Source organism: Streptomyces sp. NPDC001970, from assembly GCF_053594115.1.
In genome coordinates, this window is record NZ_JBSFDW010000078.1 from 1 (window position 1) to 13,977 (window position 13,977).

13 protein-coding genes and 4 pseudogenes are annotated in these 13,977 nt (G+C 70.0%); 5 read left to right on the forward strand and 12 right to left on the reverse strand.

Annotation, left to right across the window (positions count from 1 at the left end; all coding sequences use genetic code 11):
• The 3 genes from ACWCP0_RS41175 to ACWCP0_RS41185 form a co-directional block, all read right to left on the reverse strand.
• A partial coding sequence (locus tag ACWCP0_RS41175; RefSeq protein WP_451083837.1) for a DUF2218 domain-containing protein occupies positions 1–664 on the reverse strand: 664 nt, incomplete at its 3' end.
• A gap of 40 nt (positions 665–704) precedes the next feature.
• Positions 705–890, reverse strand: a complete 186-nt coding sequence (locus ACWCP0_RS41180; protein WP_451083838.1) for a hypothetical protein — start codon at positions 888–890, stop codon at positions 705–707.
• Entirely contained in the window at positions 890–1,141 is a 252-nt protein-coding gene (locus ACWCP0_RS41185; protein WP_451083839.1) for a cupin domain-containing protein, read from the reverse strand. The genes ACWCP0_RS41180 and ACWCP0_RS41185 overlap by 1 nt, the downstream gene beginning before the upstream one ends.
• Positions 1,142–1,571: 430 nt before the next feature.
• On the opposite strand from ACWCP0_RS41185, the gene ACWCP0_RS41190 reads away from it, so the two are divergent.
• On the forward strand, positions 1,572–2,168 hold the full coding sequence (locus ACWCP0_RS41190; protein WP_451083849.1) for a hypothetical protein: 597 nt from the start codon (positions 1,572–1,574) through the stop codon (positions 2,166–2,168).
• A 63-nt stretch (positions 2,169–2,231) separates the two neighbouring features.
• The gene (locus ACWCP0_RS41195; protein ID WP_451083840.1) at positions 2,232–3,443 is read left to right on the forward strand and encodes a serine hydrolase domain-containing protein; all 1,212 of its coding nucleotides are present in this window, start codon (positions 2,232–2,234) and stop codon (positions 3,441–3,443) included.
• 711 nt (positions 3,444–4,154) lie between these two features.
• Here the strand turns inward: ACWCP0_RS41195 and ACWCP0_RS41200 are convergent.
• From ACWCP0_RS41200 to ACWCP0_RS41230, 7 genes and pseudogenes are all read right to left on the reverse strand, one after another.
• Positions 4,155–4,313: pseudogene (locus ACWCP0_RS41200) on the reverse strand (IS5/IS1182 family transposase); the annotation flags it as partial.
• A 123-nt stretch (positions 4,314–4,436) separates the two neighbouring features.
• Positions 4,437–4,676 (reverse strand): annotated as a pseudogene (locus ACWCP0_RS41205) (hypothetical protein); the annotation flags it as partial.
• 469 nt (positions 4,677–5,145) lie between these two features.
• The gene (locus tag ACWCP0_RS41210; RefSeq protein ID WP_451083841.1) at positions 5,146–6,084 is read right to left on the reverse strand and encodes a hypothetical protein; all 939 of its coding nucleotides are present in this window, start codon (positions 6,082–6,084) and stop codon (positions 5,146–5,148) included.
• Complete coding sequence (locus ACWCP0_RS41215; protein WP_451083842.1) at positions 6,081–6,569, reverse strand: hypothetical protein; 489 nt, start codon at positions 6,567–6,569, stop codon at positions 6,081–6,083. The genes ACWCP0_RS41210 and ACWCP0_RS41215 overlap by 4 nt, the downstream gene beginning before the upstream one ends.
• The gene (locus tag ACWCP0_RS41220) at positions 6,569–7,795 is read right to left on the reverse strand and encodes a macrolide family glycosyltransferase (protein WP_451083843.1); all 1,227 of its coding nucleotides are present in this window, start codon (positions 7,793–7,795) and stop codon (positions 6,569–6,571) included. The genes ACWCP0_RS41215 and ACWCP0_RS41220 overlap by 1 nt, the downstream gene beginning before the upstream one ends.
• Positions 7,792–8,691, reverse strand: coding sequence for a patatin-like phospholipase family protein (locus ACWCP0_RS41225; protein ID WP_451083844.1), 900 nt, complete (start codon positions 8,689–8,691; stop codon positions 7,792–7,794). The genes ACWCP0_RS41220 and ACWCP0_RS41225 overlap by 4 nt, the downstream gene beginning before the upstream one ends.
• Positions 8,692–9,149: 458 nt before the next feature.
• A pseudogene (locus ACWCP0_RS41230) lies at positions 9,150–9,809 on the reverse strand (nitroreductase); the annotation flags it as partial.
• Between the two features lie 145 nt (positions 9,810–9,954).
• Between ACWCP0_RS41230 and ACWCP0_RS41235 the strand changes: the two are divergent.
• Complete coding sequence (locus ACWCP0_RS41235; protein ID WP_451083845.1) at positions 9,955–10,605, forward strand: FMN-dependent NADH-azoreductase; 651 nt, start codon at positions 9,955–9,957, stop codon at positions 10,603–10,605.
• 387 nt (positions 10,606–10,992) lie between these two features.
• Here ACWCP0_RS41235 and ACWCP0_RS41240 read toward each other — a convergent pair whose 3' ends face one another.
• The gene (locus ACWCP0_RS41240) at positions 10,993–11,478 is read right to left on the reverse strand and encodes a MarR family winged helix-turn-helix transcriptional regulator (protein ID WP_451083846.1); all 486 of its coding nucleotides are present in this window, start codon (positions 11,476–11,478) and stop codon (positions 10,993–10,995) included.
• Between the two features lie 119 nt (positions 11,479–11,597).
• Between ACWCP0_RS41240 and ACWCP0_RS41245 the strand changes: the two are divergent.
• Positions 11,598–11,774, forward strand: a pseudogene (locus ACWCP0_RS41245) (IS701 family transposase); the annotation flags it as partial.
• A gap of 170 nt (positions 11,775–11,944) precedes the next feature.
• Here ACWCP0_RS41245 and ACWCP0_RS41250 read toward each other — a convergent pair.
• Complete coding sequence (locus tag ACWCP0_RS41250) at positions 11,945–13,225, reverse strand: MFS transporter (RefSeq protein ID WP_451083847.1); 1,281 nt, start codon at positions 13,223–13,225, stop codon at positions 11,945–11,947.
• A gap of 122 nt (positions 13,226–13,347) precedes the next feature.
• Here ACWCP0_RS41250 and ACWCP0_RS41255 point away from each other — a divergent pair, with 122 nt between their 5' ends.
• Entirely contained in the window at positions 13,348–13,887 is a 540-nt protein-coding gene (locus tag ACWCP0_RS41255; RefSeq protein WP_451083848.1) for a CGNR zinc finger domain-containing protein, read from the forward strand.
• Positions 13,888–13,977 lie beyond the last annotated feature (90 nt).

The following is a 13,977-nucleotide window of genomic DNA, read 5'->3' on the forward strand; positions in this document are numbered from 1 at the left end:
GCCGGCCGGGCTGGTGCGGCTGCTTGCCCGTGTCGGCGGTCGACCCGTCACCTATCAGCCGAACGGGCGCGGTGCTGGGACCGGGCGACGCACCACCGCCCCCGCCCTTCCCCCCGCTGCCGCCGGACCGTCCCGCACCGTCCCTGCCAGAGCCAGAGCCGAAGCCCGTGCCGCAGCCGGCCATGCCCAGCGCCGCTGCGGCCCCAAGGCCCGCTCCGAACAATCCCCTTCGGCTGATCCCGCGCATGCCCCGGGGCACGGTCTTCTCTGCCGGGGCGGGGGCAGCGGTGGCGGGTTCGTCGGGCTGGTGATCGGCGGCTTCGGCCTGTTGCCAGGTGACCTGCAGTGCATCGCGCTTGCCGATCTTCTGGAGGCGTCCGCCAATCAGATGCTGGATGCGCTGCAGGCTGTCCTGGTCGGTGGCTTCGACGCGGAGCGTCAGCGAGTCGGGGCCGGCTTGCAGGGTGCACCGGCCCGAGCCGACGTCGATGGTCCCGTGTGTGTCGGACCATTCGACGTGCCGGATCTGGGGCGGTGTCTTGCCATCGTGGTGCAGGCGGAGCCGGTGGCGTATCTGGCCGCCCATCTGGCCAGGGTGCTCGCACAGCTGTGCCAGGTACCGGCTCGGGCGGTCGGTCCGGACGTGGGCTTCGGCGATCAGCATGAAGGTCCTGTTCGAGGGCGCGGTGAGGATTGCACGGTGTTCAGATGCGGGTGAGGGTGGCCGGCCAGGACCTGAAGACCGTGGGGTCGGTGGTGATGTCGATGGTGGCTGGTCCGATGACATCGACCCGCCGGCCGTCCGGGAACGCGGCCCGGATCTCGTCCCGCGTCGGAGTCGGCTTTGTACTGCCCCACTCTCCGGACTGCCGGTCGCTGAGGCCGAGCATCACATAGCGGCCGCATGGCGGGGTGACGGAGCCCAGACCGTCATCTCGCCCTTGATCACGTACCCGAACCCGGGACCGGTGTGGCGGTGCGGCGGGGAACCCGTGCTGCCGGGCGGCAGAGTGATCAAGACCGTCGCCGCCTCCGCATTGCCGGGAATCGGTACATTCGGGACCGACGCCAGGATCTGGACCGTCGGCGACGGCGGAGTCGCCTTGCGGTTTTCGACGTGCTGCGAATCTTCGACGCTCATGATGGTGAACCCCACCTTCCGTGGTTGTGCTGCTTCTCATGACAAGGCGACGCGGTGATCTGTGACACCGGATCAGCCGGAGCCCGTCAACCTTGATGTTTCACGACGGTCCGGGACCTCCCCCCAAGTGGTGGCCACCTTGCCTCGGCCCCCCGGTGGGGGTCGGGAGCGAGATCGTGGTGATGAAGGTCTGTTCACCCGAGTTCAAGGCCGATGCTGTGGCCTGTTCCACTCGGACCCTGAACTCAGGGCACGGTCTTGGTCTCCGCACGGTGCCGTCCAGTGCGGTGGACAGGCGTCGCTCGGGGTCCTCCGACACCACTCACGCCATCCACGAGTCACAGACGCTGCGCATCGAGCGTGTCCACGGAGGACGTCCCCGCGAACTCGCCTGGCAGTGGCCGCGTACGAGACGCCCGTCTTCAACCGGATGTGGCACCTCACCGCGACTGGCGCCACCCCGATCCCTGTGCTCCAGGCTCTGCCGCACCACCTCGCCGATGGTGACGGGTTGGACTCCGCCATCGGTAGCCGTCTGGACGAGAAGTCCGTCACCACCGCCACTGGGGCTTCCGTACGTGCGGGCGACGCTGCGCGGGGCGCGGGGCCCGCGGACGCCGTCGGTCACCGCGCCGAGGTACCGCATCACCCCAGGACAGTGTGTCCAAACAGTGGTAAATCAGTGGGCATGGTGTCTCCCCATCACCGTGCTGCACCGCACCTTCCGTCCACGAAGACACCGCACCGACGGGCCCCCAGTACGACCATCGCACCCCGTGTGCCATGCCATATTCTGACGATCAGCCGCACATTGGGGGGTGGAGCCGGCTCCTGCCCCCGTTCCTCCGATCTCCGCAGGGGACCCGGCTGGGCGGATCACATTGCAGCGAGAATGCCACTGACACACAACACAGTGTCACAGTATTACTATGCATCCAGCGTCGCCCCGAGTCGGGGCCGCCTCATGGCCCCTCCCCGCGTGAACGCGGGGCGCGGCACGACGGCCACTCAGTTCTCTTCGCAGTGACAGTCGTCGGCGGCACCATCGGACCGGGCGGCGCCCACCTGATCTCATAGCAGAAAGACTCGGATGCGCATCAAGAACGTGAGCATCGTGCTCGCAGGCTCCGCCGTGATGGCCACCCTGGCCGCCTCCCCGGCCGGCGCAGCCACCTCCTCCCTACCCAACCCTTTTGTCACCGCGGTCCTCAAGGTGCAGAAGCAGGCCATGGCAAACGGGGCACCCGGTGCCCTCACCCGCATCGACTCGGGCACCTCGAGCTACCGCATCTCGATGGGGCAGGCGGACGCCGCCGCTCACGTCGCGATGGACGCCGACCGCCGGTTCCGGGTCGGCAGCGTCAGCAAGAGCTTCACCACGGTGGTGCTCATGCAGCTGGCCGCCGAGGGGCGTATCGACCTCGACGCCTCGGCGAACACCTACCTCCCGAAGCCGCTGCCGGACGACCGCATCACCGTGCGGCACCTGCTCAGCCACCGCAGTGGTCTGTGGGACTACACCAACGAGATGTTCTACTACACCGTTCCGGGCTTCGAGTCCGTGCGGAACAAGGTGTTCACCTACCAGGAGCTGATCGACCTGTCGACGGCCCACAAGGTGAACAACGAGCCGGGAGCCGCCTACAGCTACTCCAACACCAACTTCGTGGTGCTGGGCCACCTCATCGAGCACCTCACCGGCGTGCCGATGGCCACCCACTACCAGCAGCGCATCTTCGAGCCTCTGAGGCTCAAGAACACCTCCTACGTGCACCCGCAGACCGCCATCTCCGGTTCCCACGCGCGTGGATACCTGCGTCAGGACGACACCACGCTGCCGCTGGTGGACTCCACCGAGCAGACCGTCTCGTGGGGGCAGTCGGCCGGAGCGGTCATCTCCAACTCCGCCGACCTCAACCGCTTCTTCTCCTCCCTCGTCTCCGGCAAGCTCGTCCCCCAGGCGCAGCTGCAGGACATGATGAGCATGGTTCCGGTCAACTCGGACGGCACCCAGTCCTACGGACTCGGCCTGCGCGGCCGCAAGCTCTCCTGCGGCGTGACGGTGTACGGCCACACGGGTACCGTCCAGGGCTACTACACCTACGCCTTCACCACGGCTGACGGCAAGCGCAGCATGACGTCCATGGCCAACACCTCCAACAACGGAACCGTGAACACCGTCCTCGGCGGCACGCTGGAGGCCGCGTTCTGCGGCACCACCGTCGCCAAGGCCGACAAGTTCGCGTCCTCCGGAGACGAGGGGTTCACCGAGGACATCGCTCCTCAGGTGGTCCGCCACTGAGCGGCCCTGCCCTGATGGGTCCGTGACCGGATTCCGGTCACAGGCCGACGCGCCCCTGCACACCGGCCCTGCGGCCGTGGGCGGGGGCGCGTTCGCTGTCGCGCCGGAGCGTCCGGGGCGTGCGCGGCGGAACGGGTTCGTCCCAGCAGTTCATGCCTGGCTCCCCCTTGCCACGGAGCCCTTGCCTCACCCGCCGCTCCTGCCGATGTCGTCGTGACGGGCGACGAACCGTGCCCGTCCGTCCGCGACACGGTTGAGGAACCACCCGCCGTCCGAGGTGGTCTCCAGGAACTGGGACTGGCTCTCGCAACTGAGGCGCCTGATGATGCCCCGCCGAGGAGCGCGCAGCGGTCCGCCTCAGGAACTACCGCCGCCTGCCGCCCGGGGCGGCGAGGCCGTGGGCGGCAAGGCGGATGGCGTCCTACGCCTCCGCGGCCCATGGCGGTAGGGCGCTGCCGTGGCGGGTCCGTACGCGCCGGCGATCGCGCGGGGCCGGGAATCGGCGGCCGCGTTGCCGTGCGCCGTGCTGATTCACCATTCTCCTCACCCTCCCGCAGTAAGACGGCGGACACGACATGCTCGTCGGCAGCCCGGGTGCCCCGGTGACCGGCAGCGGTGAGGGCGTTGGCGCAGGCCGCGGCGCGAGCCGGGGCGCAAGCCGGGGTGACGGCCACGAAGAGCAGGGCACCGTCCGTCTTGAGACCCCCTTTATGCCCTGACATGCGAGGAATCCGCAGCCGCGCATATGAAGTCGAGTGCGTCGGCGGCACGGAGCATGGTCGACAGGAACTCGTGCAGCCGCTGCCACACGCCGAGCTCGTGCCACTCGGCCAGGCGCCGCCAGCAGGTCACCCCCGACCCGAAGCCGAGGTCCGCTCGCCAGCGTCGTGCCCCACCCTCCCTTCCGTCCCCGAGGTCCGGGAACCGACCCCCCTCATCCGGTCGGCCATCTCAGAGTTGGTCATTGGGGTCTTTCTCGGAACGGTCCGTGCTCACCGACGAGACCTGGCCCTCCCGCATGATGCGCACCTTGTGCTCACCGCAGTTCAGGCACGTCGGCCGGGACAGCGGCGACGGAACGCGCACCCCGTCCGCTTTGTAGATGATGAAGTCGTGTCCTGCGGCGTCCGTGTGGTGCTCTATGTCGTACGCCTGCTCCCAGCCGTATCCGCAGCGCATACAGGCAAAGGCATAGGCCTCGTGTGCGATGCGGATACCTGCGTTCTCGCTCATGTGAGCTCCTCTGGGTGTGTTGAGCGCGGTGTGCGGCGGCTGGCCGGTCACATTCACTAGGACCCGACAGCTACCGTGTTTGTGACAGCAGCCGTCCTGAGCCCAGGATTTGGCTGAGCTTCATGTCGGTGCGAGGCCGCCGAGATGTTCACGCGGGGAGTCCGGAGCCGCCGCAACACGTCGACGCGCCCGACGTGCACACGGGCCGGCCGGGGTGCGGTCCGTGGCCCTTCGAGGCGGTCATCGTGGCCACTCGGTACGAGAACGGCGAGTGCCCAGTGTGTGGTGACGCGGCGTGCCAGGTGGTCAAGGAGCTCGAAGAGCCGTACCGGAGCTCCCGTACTACTACCTGTAGCCAGGGTGGCGCTGGGCAAGGAGGTGATGGGGGCGTTCTGGCCGGTCTGACGCGTCGGCCCGTGCCGGTCCAGGCCGGGCCGGGCGAGCGTCTCCCGTGCTCTGGTCGAGGACCTCATGGCAGCCGGTCGTCGGTCGGCGCGGTCGCGCTGTGGCGGGCGCGGATGAGCTCGATCACGGTGTCGGTGGTGCGGTCGAGGTGGCTGCGACCGTCGGGCAGCAGAGCCTTGGGGCTGATGTAGCTGCGCGGCCCGAGGTGGGTGGCCGGGTCGAGCCGATGCACGGTGATCTTCCCGGCGCGGCGGGCCCGGTTCCATCCGCTGCCGCGGAACAGCCGCCAACGCTGCGGGAACATCCAGGTACCGACCCGCTCCACCCGGTCGTATGCACTGGTGAGCTGGTGGAGGTGCTCGGCGTGGGTGAGGTCGTTGGCGCCGTTGTGGAACCCACCGAGCGTGATCAGCAGGAGCGGGGAGCGTAGCTGGGCGTGCAATGCGTCGACCGCGCCGGTGGCGACCTGGGCGCCGCCGCTGTAGCTGAGCAGCACCACGGGGATACCACTGTCGGGCCGGTAGCCGGCGAGCCGGAGCTGAGTGGCGATCTGGGAGCCGACCGCCCGGTTGTAGAGCGGGCGGTAGCGGTGGTCGGCGGCGACGAAGATCTGCATGACATTGTGCAGGAACAGCAGCAGCCCGACACGGCGGCGCAGCCACACCCACACCGGCCGATCGGCCAGCGGGTCGGCCAGCGGCGAGTAGGGCTGGACCTGACCCAGCACCCGCAGCTCCGGCGCTGCGGCGAGCAGGGCCTTGACCAACTGGCCACCGTCCCGGGTGTCGCGGACACGGCGTTTGCCGATGCCGTCCAGGTAGACCAGATAGGCATGCGGGGGACCGTCCGGGGCCGCGCCCCGGGCATAGGGCACGCCTTCCGGGAGCTCGGTGGCAGGGATCCGCCATCCGGCGCTGTAGGCCAGCACCTCGTAGCGGGCCAGCAGAGCTTCGGCGAGCAGAGCGAGCCCGAGCCCGCCGACCCAAAACAGGTGACCGTTCATGCCATCGCCTCCGGTGCCCTGCGCGCACTGATCCTCACGACCAGACGCCGAACGGCCTCCACCGCCACACCCAGGCCGACCCCGGCGACGGCCACGCAACCGGCGGCGGCCCACCAGCCCAGCCCGCTCGCCGCGGCGAGCGGACCGGCCAGACCGGCCCCGACCCCCACAAAGAGCAACAGGTGGAGCAGGGGCCCGAGCAACGGGAACGCAAGAACGCCGGCGAGCACCAACGGGGCGAGCAGACCCGGTGTCCACACCAACCCACCGCCTGGCGGCGGAGAGGACTGCACCAGCTCGGCCAGGGTCCACGCGCTCAGCGGCCACAGCACGAAAACAGCGGCCTCGACGAGGCCGGCGGGCAGCAGCACCCCGGCCACAACAGTCCGCGACATGCCAGGCCGGCGCGATACCAGAGGCAGCATGCGCCCGGCGGCCTCCGACAGCCCGGCGAACAGCAGCAAGATGACGACGACGGCTGACATCACTCAACCCGCGGTGACGGATCGACGGGAACCGACTGACTGGCCGAGTCGGCCGCATGCAGATACCGCTCGAGTTCGTCGGCGGCGCGCCGATATCCACCCGCCTCGTGCTGGGCGACCTGCAGCCTGGCCGCGGCCGCCCGGAACCGGGAGTCGTCCAGCAGGCGCCGGGCGAGGGCACGCACGGAGCCCTCGGTGACGTCCTGGGCAGCGATCGACAGGCCGGCGCCGAGCCCGACCACACGACGGGCCACCAACGGCTGGTCGGCGCCCTGCGGGACCACCAGCATCGGAACCCCCGCGTAGATGGCCTCATTGACGCTGTTCATCCCGCCGTGGGTGACGAACAGCGCCGCACGGGCCAATACCTCCGGTTGCGGCACGAAACGGCGGGCGAGCACGTTGGCCGGCAACGGACCCAGCGCGGCGGGATCGGTCTGCCCGGTGGAGACGATCACGGTGCCGCTCAGCGGGGCGAGCGCGGTGGCGAAGCTGCGCAGCAGTCGCGGGCCGGCATTGAACACCGTGCCCAACGACGCATACAGCACCGGGTCCTGCAGCCGGCCGACCGGGAACGACGGGTCGACCGGCCGGGCGCCGATACTCGGGCCGACGAACCGGTAGGACTGGTCGACATCCTCGACGGCAGGCTGGAACGCCCGCGAGGTGTACACCAGATTGAGCGGCTGGCGGATGTTGCCCAGGTCGAACCAGGGCAGCCCGCGCATGTCGTAGCGTCGCCGCAGCTCCCGGCGCGACCGCACGTAGCCCTGGAGGTTGCGGGGCCGGGCCGCCGCCGAAGCCAGCAGGTCCCACGACCCGCGGGTGGGGCTGGGCACACGCCGGTTGTAGGCGAACGTGGTGAACGACGACACCGCCGGCACCCCGAGCTCGCGCGCGGCAACCGCGCCCCACAAACAGGCACTGTCGTGAACGATCAGATCGGGCCGGACACGGCGCAGGTCGCTGAGCACAGCGGGCAGCAAACGGACGGCCGCCCCCGCAAGCCCCTCCATCAGCGTGATCGGCATCGGCGGATCGGGCAACGACTGGTCGCCCCCCGGATAGAGGCACACCGTCGCACCGGTGGCCATGACCTCCTCACGGAACGCGGGCGAGGTGTAGTACGTAACGGAATGGCCGCGCCGGACAAGCTCGGCCACAACCGGCAGCGTCGGATTGACGTGCCCGTGCATGGCAATGTTGAGGAACGCAAAGGTACTCACAGGCCGACCCCCGATACGGAAGGAGTCGATGCCTCGGCCGGACCGGCCGATGCCGACGGAGGATCGTCGACCCGGTACAGGCCCGGCCCACTGATGCACAGCCCGTCGAGAAAGCGCCCCGCGGTGCGGGACGCGGTGCTGATCAGCCGCTGGGAATGGCCGAAGTCCCACGGGGCGGGCCAGGCGTCGACGCCGGTCGGCACCACGACGGTCGGGATGTGCCGGGACACCTCGTGCAGATCACGCTCGATCTGATGGTGCATCAGCAGCAGCCCGGCCCTGGCGGCGATCGCTCTGGCCCGTCGACGCGGGATGACCGGACTCAACGGCGAGCTCTCCGGCCCGGTCGACAGCACCACTACGCTGGCCGCCCCGGCCTGCTGAGCCGCCAGTACCGGGACATAGGCGATCAACCCGCCGTCGACGAGCGTCCTGCCCTCACGGTCCACGGGGGGCAGCATGCCTGGAATGGCCGTGCTGGCCAGCAGTGCGGACTCGAGGTCTCCGTGGTCGAGCAACGCCGGCGCTCCGGTGACGAGGTCCATGGCCACCGCGGTGAACGGGACGGCCAGCTCCTCGATCCGAGACGGCAGCCCGGACCGGGCGATCAGCCGACGCAGGCCGCGATCGGTGAAGATGCTGGCCCGTGAGGACGGGTAGCCGAGCGGATACACCTCACGGCGACGCAACCGGGTCCACACATCGTCCAGCCACGGCGCGGCCCCGCCGGGGTTGGCGGCCGCCATGGCCCCGTTGAGGGCGCCCACCGAGGTTCCGATGATCATGTCCGGGACGAATCCGCGCTGCTCCAGCGCGTACCCGACACCGACATGCGCCGCTCCGAGCACGCCACCGGCGCCCACCACCACGGCCACGGGGCGGGGAAGGGCGTGCAAGCCCGCCGACGTGGGGTCCCCGAGCGGCCGGCTCGATGACAGGGGACGCCTCCCCTTGTCGCCCGTCATGGTTCGACGCCTCTCGGGGTCACGAGCACGCGCCGAGTCGCCCCAGCTGAAGCCAGAGCGTGCCGATGAGGCTTGTCTCTGGCGATAAGTAGCCCTCATGATCCACCGCCTTTCTCACCACGGCACCGAATCGGATTGGTCCTCCGACCAGGACCGGGCGGCCGCCCGATCTGTGACACCACCGGCCGGGCGAGTCTGGTCAAGCCGCTACTGAGACTTGTGACAACGCGCCGCATCCGTCGGCCGCGAGGTGCACGGCTCCCGGCGAGATCCGTGGCTCCGGTCCCCGGACCGTGAAGCGTCGTGGTTGAGCAGGCCGCTGCCGTCCCGTCCGGGGAGCATGCTCGGCGTGCGGTGTCATGGCCGGGGCCGCGTGCGGTGTCCACCGTGTCGACGAACGTGACCGTCTCGTCGAGCGGCGCCCGGCCCGTACGGGCGTAACCCACCGTGATGTCCTCGAACCCGATCGACATACCGCAGAAGAGGATGAGCTCGTCCGGGGGTGACAGGACCTCCGCGACGGTCGTGTGGTACTTCGCCCATGCCATCTGCGGGCAACTGTGCAGCCCCTCGGCGCGGAGCAGCAGCATGACGGTCTGCAGATACATGCCGACGTCGGACCATTGGGCCGGGCCCAGGTCGCGGTCGATGTAGCAGAACAGGGCGGCGGGCGCGCCGAAACAGTCCCAGTTCGCGGAGGCGGCCCTCTGGCGCGCCTCCAGGTCCTCGCGCGGAATTCCGAGTGCGCCGTAGCGCTGCTCGCCGAAGGCGGATCGGCGCTCGCGGTACGGGGACTTCAGTGCGGGCGGGTACTGCTCGTACTCCGGCTCGTCCCAGGGGTCGCATGAGGCCACGCGCTCGCCGGTGCGCTTCTTGAGCTCGGCCAGCGGCACACCGGTCAGCACGTAGACGTACCACGGCTGGAGGTTCGATGCGGACGGCGCCCAAGCCGCGGCGGACAGCACGCGCTCCAGCACCTCCCGCGGGACATGCCGGTCGGTGAATCCGCGCACCGCCCGTCGGGTCGTGACCGCCTCATAGACGTCCAACATCGTCCACCTCCCATCTGTTCATGCTTACCTTAGTAACACTCACGACGGTATCGTTCAATACCATCTCGAGTGTAACTATCATCGGATACGAATCCCAGCCCCTTGGCTCCCCGCCTCGGGCACCGCTCCTTGGAGGAAGCCCATGGCCACGCTGCTGCACATCGACTCGTCCCTGTTCCCCGGCGAGGCATCCTCGTCCCGTTCGGTCGCGGCCGCTTTCCGCAAGGCATGGGAGGAGCAGCACCCGGAGGGCACGGTGATCTACCGCGACGTCGCCGCCAACCCTGTGGCGCACATCACCGCCGATGCACACACCGCCGCTTTCACCGCCCCGTCCGAGCGCACCCCGGAGCAGTCCGCCGCGTTCGCCGCGCGCGTGAAGCTCATCGAGGAGCTGGAGCAGGCGGACGCCGTCCTGATCGGCGCCCCCATGTACAACTTCGCGATCCCGTCGACCCTCAAGGCGTGGCTGGACAACGTGATCGTGCCCGGCCGCACCACGGGCGAGAGCCCCTCCGCCCAGGGCACCCCGGTCACCGTCGTCGCCAGCCGCGGCGGCTCCTACGCGCCGGGCACCCCGCGCGAGGGCTACGAGTTCGTACAGAACTACCTGGAGGCCGTCCTCGAGGGCACCCTCGGACTGGACCTCGACTTCATCGTCCCGCAACTCACCATGGCCCCCCGCAACCCGGCCATGTCCGAACTGGTCCCCCTCTACGAGGCCTCGCGCGAGCGCGCCTTCGAGGACGCCGCCATCAAGGGCAAGGAACTCGCGAAGCGTCTCGCCGCGTAGGCCCCGGGCCATGGAAGCCGTGTGACGCCTCGGCCCGGGACGTCACACGGCGCCCTCGCCTGCGCACTCTCCGGCGGAAGCGGTGGCGCTCACTCCCTGGGGGCCGGTGGCCCGGCGCTGGGGGCGGCCGGGGCGTTCGGCCCGCAAGCAGGCCGCGCATCGATACGCAGGCGATGCGTGCGAGGGCGAAGAGCACACCGCCGGCCGGGTGTGCGGCGCAGCAGCCGTGCGGACAGCTCGGTCCGTGTGGGCGACGAAGCCCTGCCCTCCGCCCGCAGCCGGGGCCGACGCGTACCGACGACGGCCGCAGCTCTCAGGCCTGGGTTCGCCGCGGAAGTCGCACGAGACGATGCACGCCCACGCGGCAGGCAACCGTCGCGCGCGTGCTTACGCCTCACCGCCTGCGGGATAGGCGAACCGGGTCAGCAGATCCGTCAGCCGCTCGGCCTCGCCGGGCGCCAGGTCGGCGACCAGACGCTCAGCCAGCGGCTTCGCCGCCACATGGGCTGCATCGAAAAGCTCGATGCCCTGAGGCGTGATCTCCACTGCCCGCACCCGCCGGTCACCCGGAACGGCCTTGCGTACGGCCAGCCCCCTACGCTCCAGGTCGTCCACGATCCGCATGATTCCCGCCTTGTCCGCCCCCGTCGCCGCCGCCAGGTCCCGCTGCACCGTGGGCCCTCGGTCGGCCAGCACGACCAGCACGGCAAAATGCCGCAACTCGATGCCGAGCGGCCGAAGCGCCTCTGTCATCACCGCGGCCACGCGCCAGTGCGCCCTGCGCAGCAGCAAGCCGAGAGCGAAGGGCGAGGTGTCCCCGGGGCGGTCGGTCGCACGCGAGGCTGTGGTCTGGGGAGGAACGTCGGCGGTCATGTGGGCATGGTACAGCTATCCGCTCATTCGATACGGTATTGTTTGAAACTAATTCGGGTTACGTTCCACGGCGGCCCTGCTGCCTCACGCCTGAAGGACCGGGACCTGGTCAAGACCGCGGGGCGCGATGGCAGGTGGAGGAGTACCTCCAGGTCGCCAAGGACGAGTGCGGCCTGGACCACTACCAGGTGAGGCTCTGCCGGGCCTGATACCGGCACATCACCCTCGCCATGGCGGCCCTGGCCCATCTGGCCGCCGTCTGTGCCAAGAAGCCGGGCCCACCGACCTACCAGCCGGACCCGAGCCCGCCTCTCGACCTCCTGGTCTCCGCGAGTGCGCGAGCGATACGCGGCAAGGTGCTGCTCATCCCCGGGTGTTTCGGATCTTCCCGGGGCCCGCGCCACCTGGCCCGCGCATCCGCCCGGACCACCGCCCGGAGAACGCGCCGAGAGCCCCGAGGCGGGCCCTATCGGGACCGCATGGCGGACTGGGTGACATTCCTGAGGAACGGCACCAGCGTTGCCGCGGCAGCCACCGCGAACACCCCGAAGGCGAGCCGCATACCGCCCAGTTCGGCCAGCAGGCCCACCAGGGCCGCGCCCAGCGGCATGGCGCCGAAGCTGAAGAGCCGGGCCGCCGCGCCGTAGCGGCCGAGCATCTCGTCGGGGACCACGCGCTGGGTAATGGTGCGGGCGTTGACCGTCCACAGCGTGCCGCCCATACCGCCGAGGAAGGCGCCGGCCGCCACTGCCCAGATGCTGGTGGTCAGTGCAGGCAGCGCCACCATCGTGGCGGTGCCGATCAGGTCGGCGAACATCGCCCGGCGCGCACCCAGCATCCGGTTCACCCGGGTCACGGTCACCGCGCCGGCCAGCCCACCGATGCCGAGGGCGCTGAGCACGATGCCGTACTGCTGCGGCCCGAGCCCCATGGCCTGCTTGGCGTAGAGCGGCATGAGCGCCAGCCAGGCGCCCCAGACGGCGGCGAGCACGGCGACGATCAGCGACAGCGTGCGCAGCACCCCGTCCCGCCACAGGAAGCGCATCCCCTCGGCGATCCGGCTGTTGACCGAGACGGGGGCTGCGTCCGGGCCGGGCGTGGCGGCCCGGAAGCGGCCCACCAGCAGGAGCAGGGAGAGGGCGGCGAGGGCGTACGAGGCGCTTGTCACCCCCAGCGCGAGGCCCGTCCCGGCGGCCAGCAGCAGCCCGCCGACGAAAGGCCCGGCGAACTCCTGCCCCACGGTCTCGGCCCCCACCATCCAGGCGTTGGCGCGCTCCCGCCCCGCCGCCGGCACCGCGGCCGGGACCAGAGCTGAGGCGGAGGTCGAGGCCAGTACGTCGGCAACGCCGAGAATCGCCCCGGCAGTCAAGAGCCTGCCGACTGTGACGCCCCCGGTCACGGCGGAGGCGGTGAGCCAGCCCATCGCCGCCAGCCGCATCCCGTTCGCACCCCAGAGCAGCCACCGCCGGTCGAAGCGGTCGACGAGCACGCCCATGTGCAGGGCGACGAGCAGCCAGGGCAGCGTGAGGGTCAGCGAGACGGCGGTGACCTGGGCGGGAGACCCAGTGAGCTGGGCGGCGAGCAGCGGGAGGACCGTCTTCACCACGCCGTCGGCGAGGTTGGTCACGGCGGTGAACCCGACCAGAACTGCGGTGTTGTGGCGGCGAGGGTCTGGAGGGCAACCCCGCAGTATCAGAGAGCCGGGGTCCTTGTCGGTCTTCGTCCCCTCGGGCACCGCCGTGACCATGATCCTCCCCTAACCGTCTAATGCTTTAGCTGGTGAGGTCACTCTGACGCATGCCCCGCCCTCCCACAACCGGTAAAACGCTTAGACGGTAGAATGGCCGGAACCGCAGGAGGTGACCCGCAATGCTGGAACCGCCGGCCTCAGCCGTCCTGGTGGAGGCCTTCGCCAACACGGTCGACGTGGAAGAGGGGAGCGACGAGATCGCCACCCCGGCCGGGCTGACCGGCTGGCTGAAGGGCCGCGGCCTGCTCGACTCGCCTGACAAGATCCCCGCCGAGGTCCATCAGAGCTATCTGGCCCTGCGCGCAGGCATCCGCGAGGAGCTGGGAACCCACGTCGGCGACACCCCTGACCCCGATCTGCTCGCCGCGGCCGACAGGGTGCTGGCCGAGCACCCGGTACTGATCACGGCACGCGGCGCCCTGACCCCTGCGGCGGGGCTGCCCGCGGAGCGCGGGCCGCTGGCACAGCTCGCGATCGCGTGGAGTGAGCTCGTCACGACCGGAGATGCCGCCCGTCTCAAGCGCTGCGCGGAGCACACCTGCGGGTGGGCGTTCTGGGACGTGTCGAAGAACCGAAGCCGCCGCTGGTGCTCGATGAAGGTGTGCGGGAACCGCAACAAGTCCCGGTCGTACGCGTCCCGGCAACGGCAGGCGACCTAGACGAGCCATTCCGAATGCTGACGGTGTGTCCGGGAACGCAGACAGGGCGTCCAAGATCGTTGTGTGACGAACAACCTAGACGCCCTGCTG